Consider the following 15,763-nt stretch of genomic DNA (forward strand, 5'->3'; position numbering starts at 1 on the left):
GCATGCAGAACATCTGGACATTGAAAGTTCAAGATCTTGCTCACCAAAGGAAAGCACTAACTCGCAGTTAGTGTCAAGATCGGTCCCAGAGCCAAGGCCCGCCCTTGCGTAGAGCGCACTCCAAGCTCTTGGCTTAGGAGTCATGAAGTACACGCAGCTCGGACGCACAGGACTCAAGGTCAGCCGACTCGTCCTCGGCACCATGAACTTCGGTCCGCAGACCGACGAAGCGGACAGCCACGCGATCATGGACGGCGCGCTGGACGCGGGAATCAACTACTTCGACACCGCCAATGTCTATGGCTGGGGCGAGAACAAGGGCCGTACGGAGTCGATCATCGGCAGCTGGTTCGCCAAGGGTGGCGAGCGGCGCGACAAGGTCGTACTGGCCACCAAGGTGTACGGGAACATGGCGCCGGACGGCAGCACGGTGTGGCCCAACCACGACAAGCTCTCCGCGCTCAACATCCGGCGGGCGGTGGAGGCAAGCCTGAAGCGCCTCCAGACCGACTACATCGACATCTACCAGTTCCACCACATGGACCGGCAGACCCCCTTCGAGGAGATCTGGCAGGCGATCGACGTCCTGGTGCAGCAGGGCAAGATCCTGTACGCCGGATCCTCCAACTTCCCCGGCTACAAGATCGCCCAGGCGAACGAGATCGCCGCCCGGCGCGGCGGCACCATCGGCCTCGTCAGCGAGCAGTGCCTCTACAACCTCGCCGAGCGCCGCGCCGAGATGGAGGTCATCCCGGCCGCGCAGGAGTACGGCCTCGGGGTCATCCCCTGGTCGCCGCTGCACGGCGGTCTGCTGGGCGGCGTCATCAAGAAGGAGGTCGAGGGCGGGCGGCGTGCTTCCGGCCGGGCGGCCGACGCGCTCGCCAACACCGCCGTACGCGCCCAGATCCAGTCGTACGAGGACCTGCTCGACAAGCACGGCATCGAGCCCGGCGAGGCAGCCCTGGCCTGGCTGCTCACCCGGCCTGGCGTGACGGGGCCGATCGTCGGCCCGCGCACCGCCGCTCAGCTCGACTCCGCCGTGGATGCGGTCGACCTGGAGCTGCCGGAGGAGCTGCTGACCGGCCTGGACGAGATCTTCCCGGGTCCGGGGCCGTCGCCGGAGGCCTTCGCCTGGTAGCACCAGCGGGCCCAGCGGCCCCGGGTGCACGCCTGCGCGCGTACGCATCCACGTACGCGTGCGGGCGGCAGCGGTCGGCTACATTCCGAGCGCTGACGCCAGGGCCACCACCACGAACATCAGCACAAGTACGCCGGCCATGATCCGGTTACGTGTCTTCGGGTCCACGTGGTCGAGCGTAACCGCACGGCCTCAGGTGCCCGAGCCGAGGGCCCAGCGGGCGAGCGTCTCGTAGCGGGGGCGTTCGCCCGGTATGCCCGACTTGGGGAGATTACTGCGGACCAGGCACAGCTCGGCCACGGTCCAGGGGCGCCCGGCGAAGTCGTGCAGCAGGGCGGTGTACGGGGCGAAGTCCGCCGAGCCCCGGCTCCGGGCGACGGTGAGGTGCGGCCGGTAGCGGCGGTGCTCCTCGATCGGGACGCCCGCCTTGCGCGCCGCCGCCTCCGCCCGCTCGGCGAGCAGCCGCATCGTGCCCACGTCCCCGGTCGCGCCGATCCACAGCGCCCGGCCGCCGAAGTGGCCTCCGGCCCGCAGTTCCAGCGCGAACGGATCCGTCCGGCGAGCCGCCCGCTCGAGTCTCGCCGACAGCTCCGGTACGAGTTCGTCGTCGACCTCGCCGTAGAACGCGAGCGTGAAGTGCCAGCCGGGGCGACCCGTCCAGCGCAGGCCCTCGGCACCTGGCAGTTTCTCCAACTGGCCGACGACTACGGCGAGTTCGGCGGTCACATCCTCCGGCGGCAGCACTGCGGCGAAGAGTCTCATGGAGCCAGTCTCCCCGCCTGACGGCCGAGGCGGCGGCCCCACGCCCCGCCCTACGCCACCGTCGCCAACTCCCGCTCCCGCTTCCCCTCCCGCGGGATGAACCGCACCCGCGGATGCCCGTGGTGCCAGCCCACCGACAGCCGCAGGCCGCCGACTCGGGCGAGGACCAGGCCCACCACCGCTGCCGCCAGGAGCGAGATCAGGCCGCCGAACGCGAAGCCGATGCGGGCGCCGAACGTGTCGGTGATCCAGCCGACGATGGGTGCCCCCAGCGGCGTACCGCCGACGAAGACCATCATGAACAGGCTCATGACGCGGCCGCGCATGGCGGGGTCGGTGGCCATCTGGACGCTGGCGTTGGCGGTGGTGTTGACCGTCAGGGCCGCCATGCCGGTGGGGATCATGAGCAGGGCGAAGAGCCAGTACGAGGGGGACAGCGCCGCCGCGATCTCCAGTACGCCGAACAGCAGGGCCGCACCGACCAGGAGCCGCAGTCGCACCGAGCCGCGGCGGGCGGTGAGCAGTGCTCCGGCGACCGAGCCGACCGCCATGAGGGTGTTGAGGAAGCCGTATGTACCGGCGCCCGCGTGGTAGACCTCGTCGGCGAACGCGGTGAGCCAGATGGGGAAGTTGAAGCCGAAGGTGCCGACGAAACCGATGAGCACGATCGGCCAGATCAGTTCGGGCCGGGAGGCGACGTAGTGCAGGCCCTCGCGCAGCTGGCCCTTGCCGCGCGGCACCCGCTCCACCTTGTGCAGCTCGCTCGTGCGCATCAGGAGCAGGCCGGTGATGGGGGCGAGGAAGGCGAGGCCGTTGATCAGGAAGGCCCAGCCGCTGCCGACCGTCGAGATCAGGACGCCCGCGACGGCGGGGCCGATGAGGCGGGCGGAGTGGAAGTTGGCCGAGTTGAGGCTGACGGCGTTGCGTACCTGGTCGGGGCCGACCATCTCGGAGACGAAGGTCTGCCGGGTCGGGTTGTCGACGACGGTGACCATGCCGAGCAGGAACGCGATCAGATACACGTGCCAGACCTGCACCTGGCCGCTGAGCGTGAGCACGGCGAGCGCGAGACCGCACAGGCCCAGCGCGCCCTGGGTGAAGAACAGCATGCGGCGCTTGGGGTAGCGGTCGGCGATGACTCCGCCGTACAGGCCGAAGAGCAGCATCGGCAGGAACTGCAGGGCGGTCGTGATGCCGACCGCGGCCGAGGAACCGGTCAGGCTCAGCACCAGCCAGTCCTGGGTGATGCGGGACATCCAGGTGCCGGTGTTGGAGACGATGGCTCCGGTGGCGAAGAGCCGGTAGTTCCGGATCCGCAGGGAGCTGAAGGTCGACGACTTGGCCGGCTGGGCCGTCGTGGTGGTGGCGGTGGGGGAATCGGGGGTGTTCGGTCCGGGGGCGGAGGTTGCTCCGGGTCCCGTACTCAACAGGGTTCGCCTCCTCTGGCGACGACTACAAGGGCTGCGTACGGCTGACGGCTGTGCGGTACTGCCCGTACGGCTACAGGTGCGCCAGCTTCTCCAGGACGGGCGCCGCCTCGCGGAGCTTGGCCCACTCGTCCTCGTCGAGGCCGTCGACCAGTCCGGCCAGCCATACGTTCCGCTTGCGGCGGCTCTCCTCGAGCATCGCCTCGGCGCGCTCGGTCTGCGTGACGACCTTCTGGCGCCGATCGTCGGGATGCGGCTCCAGCCTGACCAGGCCCTTGGCTTCGAGCAGGGCGACGATGCGGGTCATCGAGGGCGGCTGCACATGTTCCTTGCGGGCGAGCTCGCCCGGCGTGGCGGTGCCGCAGCGGGCGAGGGTGCCGAGCACCGACATCTCGGTCGGGCTCAGCGACTCGTCGACCCGCTGGTGCTTGAGTCGGCGCGACAGGCGCATCACGGCGGATCGCAGGGAGTTCACGGCGGCAGCGTCGTCGCCATGGGTGAGGTCAGGCATGTTGTTTAGGGTAACTCATTACTCTCGCTAAAGACCACTCGGACGGTCGCCCTATGCCCGTGACTCGGGCCACTGAACCCTGCCATCACCCATACGAGTGAGCCCAGGCCGAAAAGTCACACAGAACACGGCCGACGGCGGCGACCCTCGTCCCATGGGGACCAGCGTGCTCAGTCTGCGGATGGACGGGGAGTTGCTCGAACGGCTCCGGGACCGTGCGGCGAAACGAGGGATGAGCGTCCAGGACTATGTCGTCCAGATGCTCGTCAGGGATGACTTCGACGAGCGGTTCCAGACCGCGGTCGAGGAGACGGAGAGGTTTTACGGAGTTCCGTAACGGCCCTACGGGGTGACGTGGCGGTCCTTCGCGGCGGCGGTGGAATCGGCGCCCGCGTCGGTGTCAGCCTCGGCCGCGGCGCGCTTGATCGCCGCGTCCCGCCTGCGTACGTACCAGATGCCGATCAGCCCGAGTCCTGCACCGGCCAGGCAGGTCCACAGCCACCACAGATGTCCGTGGTCGTCGAGCCAGCCGTAGAAGGGAAGCTGCGCCAGGAAGAGGACGAACCAGAGGATCGCGCCACCCGTGACGGTGGCGACAACGGGCCCTTCAAGGGGTTCCGGTGCCTCGTGCCTGGGTGTCCACTTCGCCATGGGGACAGCTTACGGGGGTTGCGGGGGCGATCCCCGTGCCCCGGGCGCCCCGTACAACTACGGCACCATTTCCCCGCGTTCCCGTCCTCCCATGGTCGGATCTTTGCCGCGCCCGGCGTGTGAAGCCCCAAATCGCCCCGTACCGTCGACTGCATGACGCACATCGACGCGGGCGCTGAACTCGATCCCGTGCACCCTGTGCCTGCTCCCCTCACCCGGGCGAGAGGCCTGACCGCCGCCGAGGTCGCCGAGCGGGTGGCCCGGGGCGAGGTCAACGACGTCCCCGTGCGCAGCAGCCGCTCCACGGTCGACATCGTCCGCGCGAACGTCTTCACTCGCTTCAACGCGATCATCGGCGTCCTCTGGGTGATCATGCTGTCCGTGGCGCCGATCCAGGACAGCCTGTTCGGCTTTGTGATCCTGGCGAACACGGGCATCGGCATCATCCAGGAGTGGCGCGCGAAGAAGACCCTGGACTCGCTCGCGGTGATCGGCGAGGCGCGGCCGACCGTACGCAGGGACGGGGCCGCCGCCGAGATCGGCACCTCCGAGATCGTGCTCGGGGACCTGATCGAGATCGGGCCCGGCGACAAGATCGTCGTGGACGGCGAGTGCGTCGAGACCGACAGCCTGGAGATCGACGAGTCGCTGCTCACCGGTGAGGCGGACCCGGTCGTCAAGCAGCCGGGCGACCAGGTCATGTCGGGCAGCTTCGTGGTGGCGGGCGGCGGTGCGTTCACCGCCACGAAGGTGGGGCGCGAGGCGTACGCGGCGCAGCTCGCCGAGGAGGCGAGCCGGTTCACGCTGGTCCACTCCGAGCTGCGTTCCGGTATCTCCACGATCCTCAAGTACGTGACGTGGATGATGGTCCCGACCGCGATCGGCCTCATCATCAGCCAGCTCGTCGTCAAGGACAACGACTTCAAGGACTCGGTCGCGCGGACCGTCGGCGGCATCGTCCCGATGGTCCCCGAGGGTCTTGTGCTGCTGACGTCGGTGGCCTTCGCGATCGGCGTCATCCGGCTCGGCCGCAAGCAGTGCCTCGTGCAGGAACTCCCCGCCATCGAGGGCCTCGCCCGCGTCGACACCGTCTGCCTCGACAAGACGGGCACGCTGACCGAGGGCGGCATGGACGTGCGCGAGCTGCGTGCGCTGGACGGCAACGACGAGACGTACGTACGCACCGTCCTCGGCGCCCTCGGGGACTCGGACCCGCGGCCGAACGCGTCCCTGCAGGCGATCATCGACACCTACCCGAACGGCTCGGGCTGGCGCTGTCTTCAGTCGCTGCCGTTTTCCTCGGCGCGCAAATACAGCGGGGCGTCCTTCAGCGAGAGCGACGGCGACTCGAGTACGTGGCTGCTCGGGGCGCCCGACGTACTGCTGCCCGACGGGGACCCGGCGCTCACCGAGACCGAGCGGCTCAACGAGGAGGGGCTGCGGGTGCTGCTGCTGGCCCGGGCCGCGCGCGAGCTGGACGACCCCTCGGTCGCCCAGGGCGCCGTGCCCACCGCCCTCGTCGTCCTGGAGCAGCGGCTGCGGCCTGACGCCGCGGACACGCTGCGCTACTTCGACGAGCAGAACGTACGGGCCAAGGTCATCTCCGGCGACAACGCGGTGTCCGTGGGCGCGGTCGCCGAAAAGCTGGGGCTCACCGGGAACGTCGTGGACGCGCGCCGGCTGCCCGCCGAGCAGGACGAGATGGCCGAGGCGCTGGACTCGGGCACCGTCTTCGGGCGGGTCACCCCGCAACAGAAGCGGGACATGGTGGGCGCGCTCCAGTCCCGCGGGCACACCGTCGCGATGACCGGCGACGGCGTGAACGACGTGCTGGCCCTCAAGGACGCCGACATCGGCGTCTCCATGGGGTCCGGTTCGGAGGCCACGCGGGCCGTGGCGCAGATCGTGCTGCTCAACAACAGCTTCGCGACGCTGCCGTCGGTGGTCGCGGAGGGGCGGCGGGTGATCGGCAACATCACTCGGGTCGCGACGTTGTTCCTCGTCAAGACGGTGTATTCAGTGCTGCTGGCGATCATGGTGGTGATCTCGCAGGTCGAGTATCCGTTCCTGCCCCGGCATCTGACGCTGCTGTCGACTCTGACGATCGGGGTCCCGGCGTTCTTTCTTGCGCTCGCGCCCAACAAGGAGCGGGCTCGGCCGCACTTTGTGCGGCGGGTGATGCGGTATGCGATTCCGGGGGGTGCTGTTGCTGCGGTGGCCACCTTTGCTACGTATCTGATCGCTCGGGAGTACTACAGCGGGCCGGGGTCCTTGGCTGCGGAGACCAGTGCGGCGACGTTGACGCTGTTTCTGATCTCCATGTGGGTGCTGGCGATCATTGCCCGTCCGTACACGTGGTGGCGGGTGGGGCTGGTTGCGGCCATGGGGGCTGGGTTCCTGCTGGTGCTTGTTGTGCCGTGGCTCCAGGACTTCTTCGCCTTGAAGTTGGTGGGGGCGCCCATGCCGTGGACTGCCGTCGGGATCGCGGTGGTTGCGGCGGGCACGCTGGAGTTCTCGTGGCGGTGGGTGGACCGGCGGTTCCCGGCGTAGGGGTTTCTTTCCCCAGCCCCGCCCCTTCCCGGCTGTATCAATGTGCGGCTCCGCCGCGTGGGGGGGGGAAATGCCGTGTCGCGGCTGCGGGTGCGTCGTGGCTGGTCGCGCCCACGCGGCGGAGCCGCAAATCGATACAGCCCCGCGCCCCTTACGGGACGCCCAGCCACGCGCCCTCTCAGTCGAACCAGCGGTCCCTCGCCAGCTCCTCCGTCCTTGACGGGTCCTCCAGCAGTGCCGCCACCTCGAAGCGGCGCGGCCACTGGCCCGCCGCCCAGGCCAGGCCCGCCGCCACGCCCTCCAGGGTGGCCGCGTGCAGGACGCCGTCGCGGGTGCGGCGCCAGTCGAGTTCGGTGCCGTCCACGAAGAGTTCCTCGTGTTCGACGTATGTGGCGGGGGTCGCCGGGCCCAGCAGGACGCGGACCGGGTCCGGGACCTCGTGTTCGGTGCCCTCGCTGGTCACCTCGCCCGTCACCGATTCGCTGAGGCGTCGGACCTGGAACAGTTCGGCCAGGTCGGCGGCTCGGGACGGGCGTACGGGGAGGAGGGGGACCCCGGTCGTGAACGGGAGCAGGTCCGGGGAGTCCACGACCACCGCTTCGGTCGCGTCCACGACCACGACCTCCCCGTCCCGCACCGCCCGCAGCTCGTCAGGCAGCGTCACCTGCTCCGGGTCCAGGTCGGCCAACGCGCCGTAAAGCGCGTGCAGTTGGGAGGACGAGACCTCGCGGTCCGGGTCGGCCAGGCGGTCCAGGAGCTCGGCCGCGCCGCCGGGTTCGTCGAGGAGGGCGGCTACGGATGTGCGTACGCCGAGAGCACGGAGTACCTGCTCGTCCTCGAAGCCGGTCGCGTCGGCGGCGTCGTACAGGCCGTGGAGGAGCGGATCGCCGCCCGCGACGCGCAGGCCCGCCGGGCGGCGACCGTCCAGGACCGGGTGGCCGCGCAGCCACCATGCCGTGTACGGGCGGACGATCTCGTGCGTGCCGTCCGGGAGCAGGACGCGTACCGGCTGGGTGAGGGCGTCGCGCAGGGGTGGGCGGGAGAGCAGGGCGAGGGCCTGTGGCCAGCGGTCGTCGTCGACGAGGTCGAGATCCCGTACGGCGACGATCTCCGTGGCGACCGGCGGGACGGGAGTGTCGGGCAGGCGGTCGAGGACGTCCTCGCACCAGACGTCGACGGCGTCGAGCAGGCCGATGTCGTCGGGTTCGGCGAAGTCGCCCTCTCGGGGCTCCAGTTCGTCCGGATCGAGGACGACGTCGGTGGCGCGTACGAGGGCGAAGTTCGCCAGGACGCCGCAGGCGGCGAGCGGCTGCTCGCCCCAGCGTTCGGCCAGCTCGGCGTCCACGGAGGCCAGTTCGTCCTCGCGCATGACCTGGGCGAAGGGGCTGCCGGGGAGGACGAGTTCGCCGGCCGGGGCCAGTTCGCCCTCGTCGTCGGGTAGGGCGAGGGCGCCGAGCCAGGGTTCGTCGCCGGGTTCGAGGCCCGCGTCGCGTACGAGGGCGAGGACGGTGTCGGCGAGTTCCTCGGCGTCGGGGGTGTCCTGCTCCCAGCCGTCGTCGTCGAGGGAGGCGGCGACGGCCGTGCGGACCTGCGGGGTGGTGAGGATGGCGCGCGGGGTGGCGGGCAGGGCGCCCAGCTTCTCCAGGAGCGGGTGGGCGGCTTCCTGGTGGGCGACCTTGAGGCCGAGGCGGGCGAGGACGTCGGAGGTGGCGGCCCAGGTGTCGTGGGGCGTGGGCCCGTCGGGGACCGGCAGGAGGATCTGGCGGGGGCCGATCGTCGTACGCCCGTCCGCGAGCGGCACGGGCAGTCCCGAGAGCCGGTCCGGGTCGACCCCGGCGAGGCTGTCGTACAGCCGCCGCCACCAGCCGGGCTCCTTCTCCAGCCCTGCGAGCCGGTCGATCGCCTCGCCCAGCGGTACGCGTGCGACGCCCAGCGTCCGCAGTTCCACGCGGCGTTCGAGCCCGGCGGGCAGGAGGCTGGGCAGGACCTCGGCGAGGACCCGTACGGTCTCGGCGCCCGCCCCTTCCACCACCTCGGCGTCGCGGGGGCGGAGGGCTTCGGGCAGGTCGGTGTCCTCCGCGCCCGGCGTCACCGCCGGTGGCAGGAAGGCGGTGCGCGGCAGCCGGTCCAGGATCGCCTGACGCAGCGCGCCGTCCAGTTCGCCCTTGCCGAGCGGGCCCGGCACCAGGTCGATGATCCCGGTGCCGACCGGCCGCCAGTCGGCGAGCAGTTCGGCGTACGCGTCCGCCGCCCGCTGCACCAGGAAGTCGGTCAGCGGGCCGGGGGCGGCATGGCGGCGGGTCGTGTCGAGGGGGAACGAGGCGATGAGCAGGGCGGGCACGCCGAGGGCCTCGTCGCTGGGCGTGGGTGCGTGGACGACGGGGCTGGTACGGGGGCGGACCGGGGCGCCGTCGGCGTCGACGGGTACGGCCCAGGTCACGGACCACTGCGGGCGCAGCCGCTCCTCGACGGGGCGGTCGGCGAGCAGGGCCGCTTCGAGGGAGCCGTGTGCGGAGACGGTGCGCCAGCGCGTCGTACCGTCCCGCGAGTCCTCGACGGTGACGATGCCGCCTTCGCTGTGCCGCCGCAGCGTCCGTACGCCCTCGGCCTCCTCGCCGGTCTCCACGACGACCTCCTCCAGGCCGGGCAGGGCGAGGAGCAGGGCGTCGTCGATCGAGTCGAGGAGGCGCTCGGTGAGGTCCTGGGCGGCCGGGTCGCGCAGCGGGAGGATCACGACGGTGTCGTACGAGTCCGGGGCCGTGCCCTCGGCGGCGAACGGCAGCCTCAGCAGGGGCACATGGCCGTCACGGCGGCGGATCTCGTCGTCCAGGCCCGGACTGTGGCGGGCGGTGTCCGTGGCGGCTTCGCGGGCCTCGGCGAGGGACCAGCGGGCGCCACCGTGCCGGCCGACGATGGCGGGCTCGTCGGTCACCGCGAGCACGGCGGCGAAGCCGACGCCGTAGCGGCCGACGGTGCCTTCGTGGTCCTCGCGCTTGGCGGAGGCCCGGAGGGTGGACAGCGACTCGACGCCGGCCGCGTCGAGGTGGGCGCCGGTGTTGGCGGCGACGAGGACGCCGCCGCGGAGGGTGAGCCGCAGGCGGCCCGGTACGCCGGCGCGGGCCGCGGCGTCGGCGGCGTTCTGCGCGAGCTCCACGACGAGGCGGTCGCGGTAGCCGCCGAGGGCCAGGTCCTCCTCGGCGTTCGCGTCCTCGCGGAACCGCGCCGGGCTGGTCGCCCAGGCATCCAGCACCCCACGCCGCAGCCGCCCCGTCCCGAACGGGTCCGCGCCCTCGGCTGCCGGCCGCACGAACTTGGTCACGGTTCAGTCTCCTTCTTCGGGTGGACGGCCGCACTCGCCGCACGAAAGGTATCGGGTGTCGCCGATGGTTGGACGGGTGCGGGTTGAGTGTGGCTGGTCGCGCAGTTCCCCGCGCCCCTGGGGTCCGTGCGTGGGTCGGGGCCGTGGGCCGGTGCGTCAGCCCGTCGCAGGCCGGGCATACGACCCTTAACTGGTACAAGGCCCTGGTCCTCCGAGACAGAACCTAAGCGACGGACATACGACGCACCGGCCCACGCCCTCTCTCGCCGGAGGGAAACCGCGGGTAGTCGGGGGTGCGGGCTTCCCCAGGGCGCGGGGAGCCGCAGGCTTTTGCCTTTAGGGGCGCGGGGAACTGCGCGACCAGCCACGACGCACCCGCAGCCGCGACACGCAGTGTCACCCACCACCCCCTGGCGGGGCCTGAGGGCGCAGCCCCCTCACGCGGCGGAGCCGCAAATTGATACAGCCGGGAAGGGGCGGGGCTGGGGAAAGAAACCCCTCCCACAAACCCCGGTGGTCAGGAGTGACCCAACTCCGCCGACGACTCGTCGGAGACGACCGGCACGGACCCCGAGTCCGGCGACGGCCGAAGGGGGAACGGGTCCACCCGGGTCTCGTCGATCACCGGCGGAGCCGGCCGCGGAGGCGCCGGCATGACCGCCGCCTCCGAGTGCCCCCCGCATCCGTACGCCAGCGAGACCACACGCCCGTCCGCCGGCGAGAACTCGTTGCCGCAGACGCCGAACGCCTGCCCCAGCGACCCGCCGATGGGATACAGGAAACCGCAGCTCACGCAGGGGGCCGGCGCCGCCTGGGCCATCGCGGTCTTGGGACCGTGCGTGTCCTCCCAGCGATCGGCCGCGGTATGGAGGCCGTACCGGGACAGCACCCGGGCCCGCCGCAGCCCCAGCTCCTCCGCGACGGCGGCGATCGAACCACGGGAAGGTACGACGGAAAGCGTCGCCGGCGGCCCGGCCGTCACCTCGAGGTCCTCCGCCTCGACGAGCTCGGCCATCTCCTCCGAGACGGGCGAATTCGGCGCGGGCTCGTCCTCGCCGGTGAAACCGGGCTCGAGGCGGAGATCCTCCGCGTCCGTGGGAAGCAGATCCCCCGGACCCATGTCCCCGGGCCGCAGCCGCTCGCTCCACGGCACCCACTCGGGAGCGAGCAGCGCGTCAGGGCCGGGCAGCAGCACCGTCTCGTCGAGCGTCACGATCTTCGCCCGCGAGGCCCGCGCGACGGTCACCGCCCAGCGCCAGCCGCGATACCCCGGCTCCTTGCACTCGAAGAAGTGCGTGACGACGCGGTCTCCTTCGGAGACGAGCCCGGAGTGCTCCCCGACGACGCCGGGCGCGGCGGTCTCCTCGGCGGCGGCCCTGGCGAGGTCGACGGCCTCGGCGCACAGGCGGTCGGGGGTGCGGCTTCGCGTTGTCGCGCTCACAGGTATCGCTTCTCTCCTACGCCGTCTCACGAGTGCGCCATCCTCGCCGGGGGTGCGGACGGAGCGGCTGGGGGCATCTCCCGGGCCCTTCAAGGCACCGGGGTGGCCGCGTCGACGTCCGCGCCCGATCGCACTCGGGCGCACCTGCACCATCCATTCTGCGGGATGGCCGTCAGGCGCGCGGCCGAGAGCCACCGTCGCGGGGCGCGCTACGCACGCTACCCTCTCGTCGCCGCCGGGCACACACCGAGTCGGCGGCCGTTGCCCGACCGTGCCGTTGCCGTGCACTGCGCGCCGAGGTGCCGGTACCGGTCCGCAGGGTCCCGACCAACCGGTCCACTCGGCCCTCATACGCGCGGTAACGCACTATCACCGCCCAACAAGGGGCACTATGGCGGAGTGGCAACCGCAAGTTCGTCCCAAGGTGCCGCCGGAGTCGGCGGCGACGGCGCCGAGGGAAGTGGTCGGATGAGCGGAGCTGGCCCGGTGCGCGGGGCGCTCCGTTCCGTCGGGCGTGCCCTGCACCTGCCGTTCACGGGGACGGCCCGGGGCATCCGGAAGGCGACGCACGCGCACGGAGCGGGCGAATCAGGGCTCGGCAAGCTGATCGAGCTGCACGGGGTGAACGGCGCCGGGGACATGATGATCACCGTGGCGCTCGCCTCGACGGTCTTCTTCTCGGTCCCGACGGACGAGGCCCGCGGCCGGGTGGCGCTCTACCTGGCGATCACGATGGCCCCGTTCACACTCCTCGCCCCGGTCATCGGCCCGCTCCTGGACCGCCTCCCGCACGGCCGCCGCGCCGCGATGGCGAGCGCGTTCCTGGCCCGCGCGTTCCTGGCCCTGCTGCTGTCGGGCGCGGTCGTCACGGGCAGCATCGAGCTGTATCCGGCGGCGCTCGGCGTGCTGGTGGCGTCGAAGGCGTACGGCGTGGTCAGAAGTGCCGTGGTGCCCAGGCTCCTGCCGCCCGCGTTCTCCCTGGTGAAGGCGAACTCGCGGGTCACGCTCGGCGGCCTCCTCGCCACGGGTGTGGCCGCGCCGATCGGGGCGGGGCTGCAGGCGCTGGGGCCCCGCTATCCGCTCTACGCCGCCTTCGTGATCTTCATGGCGGGTATGTTCCTGTCCTTCTCACTCCCTCACAAGGTCGACTCGGCCAAGGGAGAGGACAAGGCGCTGCTCGCCGCGGACGAGGAGCATCTGCACGGACCACATCTGGTCAAGGAGAAACTGCGGCGGCCCGGGCTGCGAACCGTCGGTACGTCCGTCACCCACGCGCTCGCCGCGAACGCGACGCTGCGCTGGCTGTCCGGGTTCCTGACCTTCTTCCTCGCGTTCCTGCTGCGCGAGCATCCGCTCGCGGGCGCGAGCGCGGCGGTCTCACTCGGCATCGTGGCCGTCTCGGCGGGCGCGGGCAACGCCCTGGGCACGACGGTCGGGGCGGCGCTGAGGTCGCGGGCGCCGGAGCTGATCATCGTGACGGTCATCGCGGTGGTGATGGGGGTGGCGATCACTGCGGCGGTGTTCTTCGGGGTGATCGTGGTGGCGGTGCTCGCCGCGTTCGCCGGCTTCGCACAGGCCCTGTCCAAGCTGTCGCTGGACGCGCTGATCCAGCGGGACGTCCCGGAGCTGGTCCGTACGTCGGCGTTCGCGCGCTCGGAGACGCTGCTGCAGATGTCCTGGGTGGTCGGCGGCGCCATCGGTATCGCGCTGCCGCTCATCGGCACGCTCGGCATGGCGGTGGCCGCCTCCGTCGTCGCCGCCGGCTGGCTCGGCACGGTCCGCGGACTGCTGGGCGCGGCCAGGCACCGCGGGGACCGCCCGCGAGCCCAGGTGGCGTAAAGCACGCCCGCGAGCCCGGGTCGCGTAAAGCGCCCCAGTTGGCGGGGGCACCCCCCACGCCAGATAGCCTGCCTCCATGACCACCCTGCCCCGCGGCAGTGCCGCTACTGGACACGGCCCCGTTCGCCGTCGTCGCGCCGTCGCTGCCGTCGGCGCTGTTTCCGCCGGACTCCTCGTCCTGGCCGCCTGTGACAAGCCGACGCCGATGGCGACCGTCACGGTCGGCAAGACCTCGAAGAGCGCCGAGGCCGAGTGCTACGAGGACGGCAAGGCCATCAACCGCGAGAAGGCCACGGAGTGCACCCGCGAGAAGGCCGAGGACACGATCAGCGTGCCGCAGGGCGAGACGCTGCGCATCGGCGTGGACCCGGAGATCGCGGACGAGGGCTGGGCCCTGTGGATCAACGGTCAGCAGGTCATCTCGCCGCTCAAGAAGACGTACTACGCCTTCCAGGGCGTCGACCTCTTCGCCGCGCAGCAGGGTCAGAGCGCGCCCAAGGAGCTGAACATCAGCGTCGTCCAGCAGTCCGGTGAGGACGTCCAGGGCGTGTGGAACTTCAAGCTCGAGAACGCGGACGACTGAGACGCCCGGCCCGCCGCCGCCCATGCGCATCCTCGTAGCCACCGCGGTCCCCGTCGAACGGGACGCGGTGGCTTCGGCGTTCGGCAGCGGCCCCACCACCGTCGACCTGCTCGCCGCAGGCGTCGGCTCGGCAGCCGCCGCCGTCTCGACCGCGACCGCCCTCACCACCGCCGCACTGGCCGGGACCCCGTACGACCTCGTCGTCTCCGCGGGCATCGGCGGCGGCTTCCAGCCCGAGGCCCCCTTGGGGTCCCTGGTCCTCGCCGACGCGATCACCGTCGCGGACCTCGGCGCCGAGACCGCGGACGGCTTCGTCCCGGTCACCGAACTGGGCTTCGGGGCCATCACCCACCGGCCGCCGGACGCACTCGTACGAGAAGCCGCGGCCGTCACGGGAGCCCGTACCGGCACCGTCCTCACCGTCAACACCGTGACCGGAAGCGCCGAGCGGGCCGCCGAGTTGCGACGCCGTCATCCGGGAGCGCTGGCCGAGGCGATGGAGGGGTTCGGGGTCGCTCAGGCGGCTGCCGCGCACGGTGTGCCCGTGCTGGAGCTGCGCGCCGTGTCCAACCCCGTCGGCCCCCGCGACCGCGCCGCCTGGCGCATCGGCGACGCGCTCGCGGCACTCACGGAGGCGTTCGGGAAGCTCACGCCCGTACTGGAGAGTTGGAACCCACATGACCGCTGAGCAGCCTGTGCAGATCGCCTACTCCCCCTGCCCCAACGACACCTTCGTCTTCGACGCCTGGGCCCACGGACGGATCCTGGGAGCGCCCGCGCTCGAGGTGACCTTCGCGGACATCGACATCACCAACGGCATGGCCGAGCGCGGCGAGCTGGATGTGCTGAAGGTGTCGTACGCCGTTCTGCCGTACGTCCTCGACCAGTACGCCCTGCTGCCCTGCGGAGGCGCGCTGGGGCGGGGCTGCGGGCCGCTGGTGCTGACGGCGGAGGAGGGAGTGGACCTCACCGGCCGCACGGTCGCGGTGCCGAGCGAGAGGTCGACGGCGTACCTGCTGTTCCGCCTGTGGGCCGCGGACACCCTGCCGGAGGGCGTCGGCGAGATCGTGGTCATGCCCTTCCACGAGATCATGCCCGCCGTACGGGACGGGCAGGTCGACGCGGGGCTCGTCATCCACGAGGCGCGTTTCACGTACCAGAAGTACGGGCTGCACAAGCTCGCGGACATGGGCGAGCACTGGGAGGACACCACCGGGCTGCCGATCCCGCTGGGCGCGATCATCGCCAAGCGGTCGCTGGGCCAGGAAAGGCTGAAGCTGCTCGCCGAGTCCGTCCGTACGTCCGTACGCGCCGCCTGGGACGACCCGGAGGCCTCCCGTCCGTACGTCCTGGAGCACGCCCAGGAGATGGACCCGGCGGTCGCGGACCAGCACATCGGGCTCTACGTCAACGAGTTCACGGCGGATCTCGGCGAGGACGGTTACGCGGCGGTCAGGGGGCTGCTCACGCGGGCGGCGGCGGAGGGGCTGGTCCCGCCGCTCGGGTCTGACGCACTGGCGTTTCCCTGACCAGGTGCCACGC

The 15,763-nt window shown here is 71.4% G+C and carries 13 protein-coding genes; 7 read left to right on the forward strand and 6 right to left on the reverse strand.

The genetic code is table 11. From position 1 onward, the window contains the following. Window positions 1–142 precede the first annotated feature (142 nt). On the forward strand, window positions 143–1,138 hold the full coding sequence (locus IEZ21_RS18640) for an aldo/keto reductase (protein WP_189323042.1): 996 nt from the start codon (window positions 143–145) through the stop codon (window positions 1,136–1,138). 192 nt (window positions 1,139–1,330) lie between these two features. Here the strand turns inward: IEZ21_RS18640 and thpR are convergent, their stop codons facing one another. From thpR to IEZ21_RS18655, 3 genes are all read right to left on the reverse strand, one after another. Next, a complete protein-coding gene (gene thpR / locus IEZ21_RS18645) occupies window positions 1,331–1,900 on the reverse strand; it encodes an RNA 2',3'-cyclic phosphodiesterase (protein WP_189323043.1) in 570 nt (189 codons plus the stop codon). A gap of 50 nt (window positions 1,901–1,950) precedes the next feature. Next, window positions 1,951–3,327, reverse strand: coding sequence for an MFS transporter (locus tag IEZ21_RS18650; protein ID WP_189323044.1), 1,377 nt, complete (start codon window positions 3,325–3,327; stop codon window positions 1,951–1,953). A 73-nt stretch (window positions 3,328–3,400) separates the two neighbouring features. Next, window positions 3,401–3,838 carry a MarR family winged helix-turn-helix transcriptional regulator gene (locus IEZ21_RS18655; protein WP_189323045.1) on the reverse strand — a complete coding sequence of 146 codons (438 nt, stop codon included), beginning with the start codon at window positions 3,836–3,838 and terminating at the stop codon, window positions 3,401–3,403. 154 nt (window positions 3,839–3,992) lie between these two features. Here IEZ21_RS18655 and IEZ21_RS18660 point away from each other — a divergent pair, with 154 nt between their 5' ends. Continuing rightward, complete coding sequence (locus IEZ21_RS18660) at window positions 3,993–4,175, forward strand: hypothetical protein (protein ID WP_033329039.1); 183 nt, start codon at window positions 3,993–3,995, stop codon at window positions 4,173–4,175. A 5-nt stretch (window positions 4,176–4,180) separates the two neighbouring features. Here IEZ21_RS18660 and IEZ21_RS18665 read toward each other — a convergent pair whose 3' ends face one another. Next, complete coding sequence (locus tag IEZ21_RS18665; protein WP_189323046.1) at window positions 4,181–4,489, reverse strand: DUF2530 domain-containing protein; 309 nt, start codon at window positions 4,487–4,489, stop codon at window positions 4,181–4,183. Window positions 4,490–4,642: 153 nt separating this feature from the next. On the opposite strand from IEZ21_RS18665, the gene IEZ21_RS18670 reads away from it, so the two are divergent. Then, window positions 4,643–7,039 carry an HAD-IC family P-type ATPase gene (locus IEZ21_RS18670; protein ID WP_189323047.1) on the forward strand — a complete coding sequence of 799 codons (2,397 nt, stop codon included), beginning with the start codon at window positions 4,643–4,645 and terminating at the stop codon, window positions 7,037–7,039. Window positions 7,040–7,217: 178 nt separating this feature from the next. Here the strand turns inward: IEZ21_RS18670 and IEZ21_RS18675 are convergent, their stop codons facing one another. Both IEZ21_RS18675 and IEZ21_RS18680 read right to left on the reverse strand, forming a co-directional pair. Further along, window positions 7,218–10,358: a sacsin N-terminal ATP-binding-like domain-containing protein gene (locus tag IEZ21_RS18675; RefSeq protein ID WP_189323048.1), complete on the reverse strand. Its 3,141-nt coding sequence runs from the start codon at window positions 10,356–10,358 to the stop codon at window positions 7,218–7,220. Window positions 10,359–10,875: 517 nt separating this feature from the next. Then, window positions 10,876–11,799 (reverse strand): DUF3027 domain-containing protein, encoded by a 924-nt coding sequence (locus tag IEZ21_RS18680; protein ID WP_033329500.1) that lies wholly within the window; start codon window positions 11,797–11,799, stop codon window positions 10,876–10,878. A 399-nt stretch (window positions 11,800–12,198) separates the two neighbouring features. Between IEZ21_RS18680 and IEZ21_RS18685 the strand changes: the two genes are divergently transcribed. From IEZ21_RS18685 to IEZ21_RS18700, 4 genes are all read left to right on the forward strand, one after another. Then, entirely contained in the window at window positions 12,199–13,638 is a 1,440-nt protein-coding gene (locus IEZ21_RS18685; protein ID WP_189323050.1) for an MFS transporter, read from the forward strand. A gap of 76 nt (window positions 13,639–13,714) precedes the next feature. Next, window positions 13,715–14,221 (forward strand): hypothetical protein, encoded by a 507-nt coding sequence (locus IEZ21_RS18690; protein ID WP_189323051.1) that lies wholly within the window; start codon window positions 13,715–13,717, stop codon window positions 14,219–14,221. Window positions 14,222–14,243: 22 nt separating this feature from the next. Then, complete coding sequence (locus tag IEZ21_RS18695; RefSeq protein ID WP_189323052.1) at window positions 14,244–14,909, forward strand: futalosine hydrolase; 666 nt, start codon at window positions 14,244–14,246, stop codon at window positions 14,907–14,909. After that, the gene (locus IEZ21_RS18700; protein ID WP_189323053.1) at window positions 14,899–15,750 is read left to right on the forward strand and encodes a 1,4-dihydroxy-6-naphtoate synthase; all 852 of its coding nucleotides are present in this window, start codon (window positions 14,899–14,901) and stop codon (window positions 15,748–15,750) included. Before IEZ21_RS18695 ends, IEZ21_RS18700 begins: the two co-directional genes overlap by 11 nt. The last annotated feature ends 13 nt before the right edge of the window (window positions 15,751–15,763 follow it).

This window comes from Streptomyces flaveus, from assembly GCF_014647675.1.
Lineage (GTDB): Bacteria > Actinomycetota > Actinomycetes > Streptomycetales > Streptomycetaceae > Streptomyces > Streptomyces flaveus.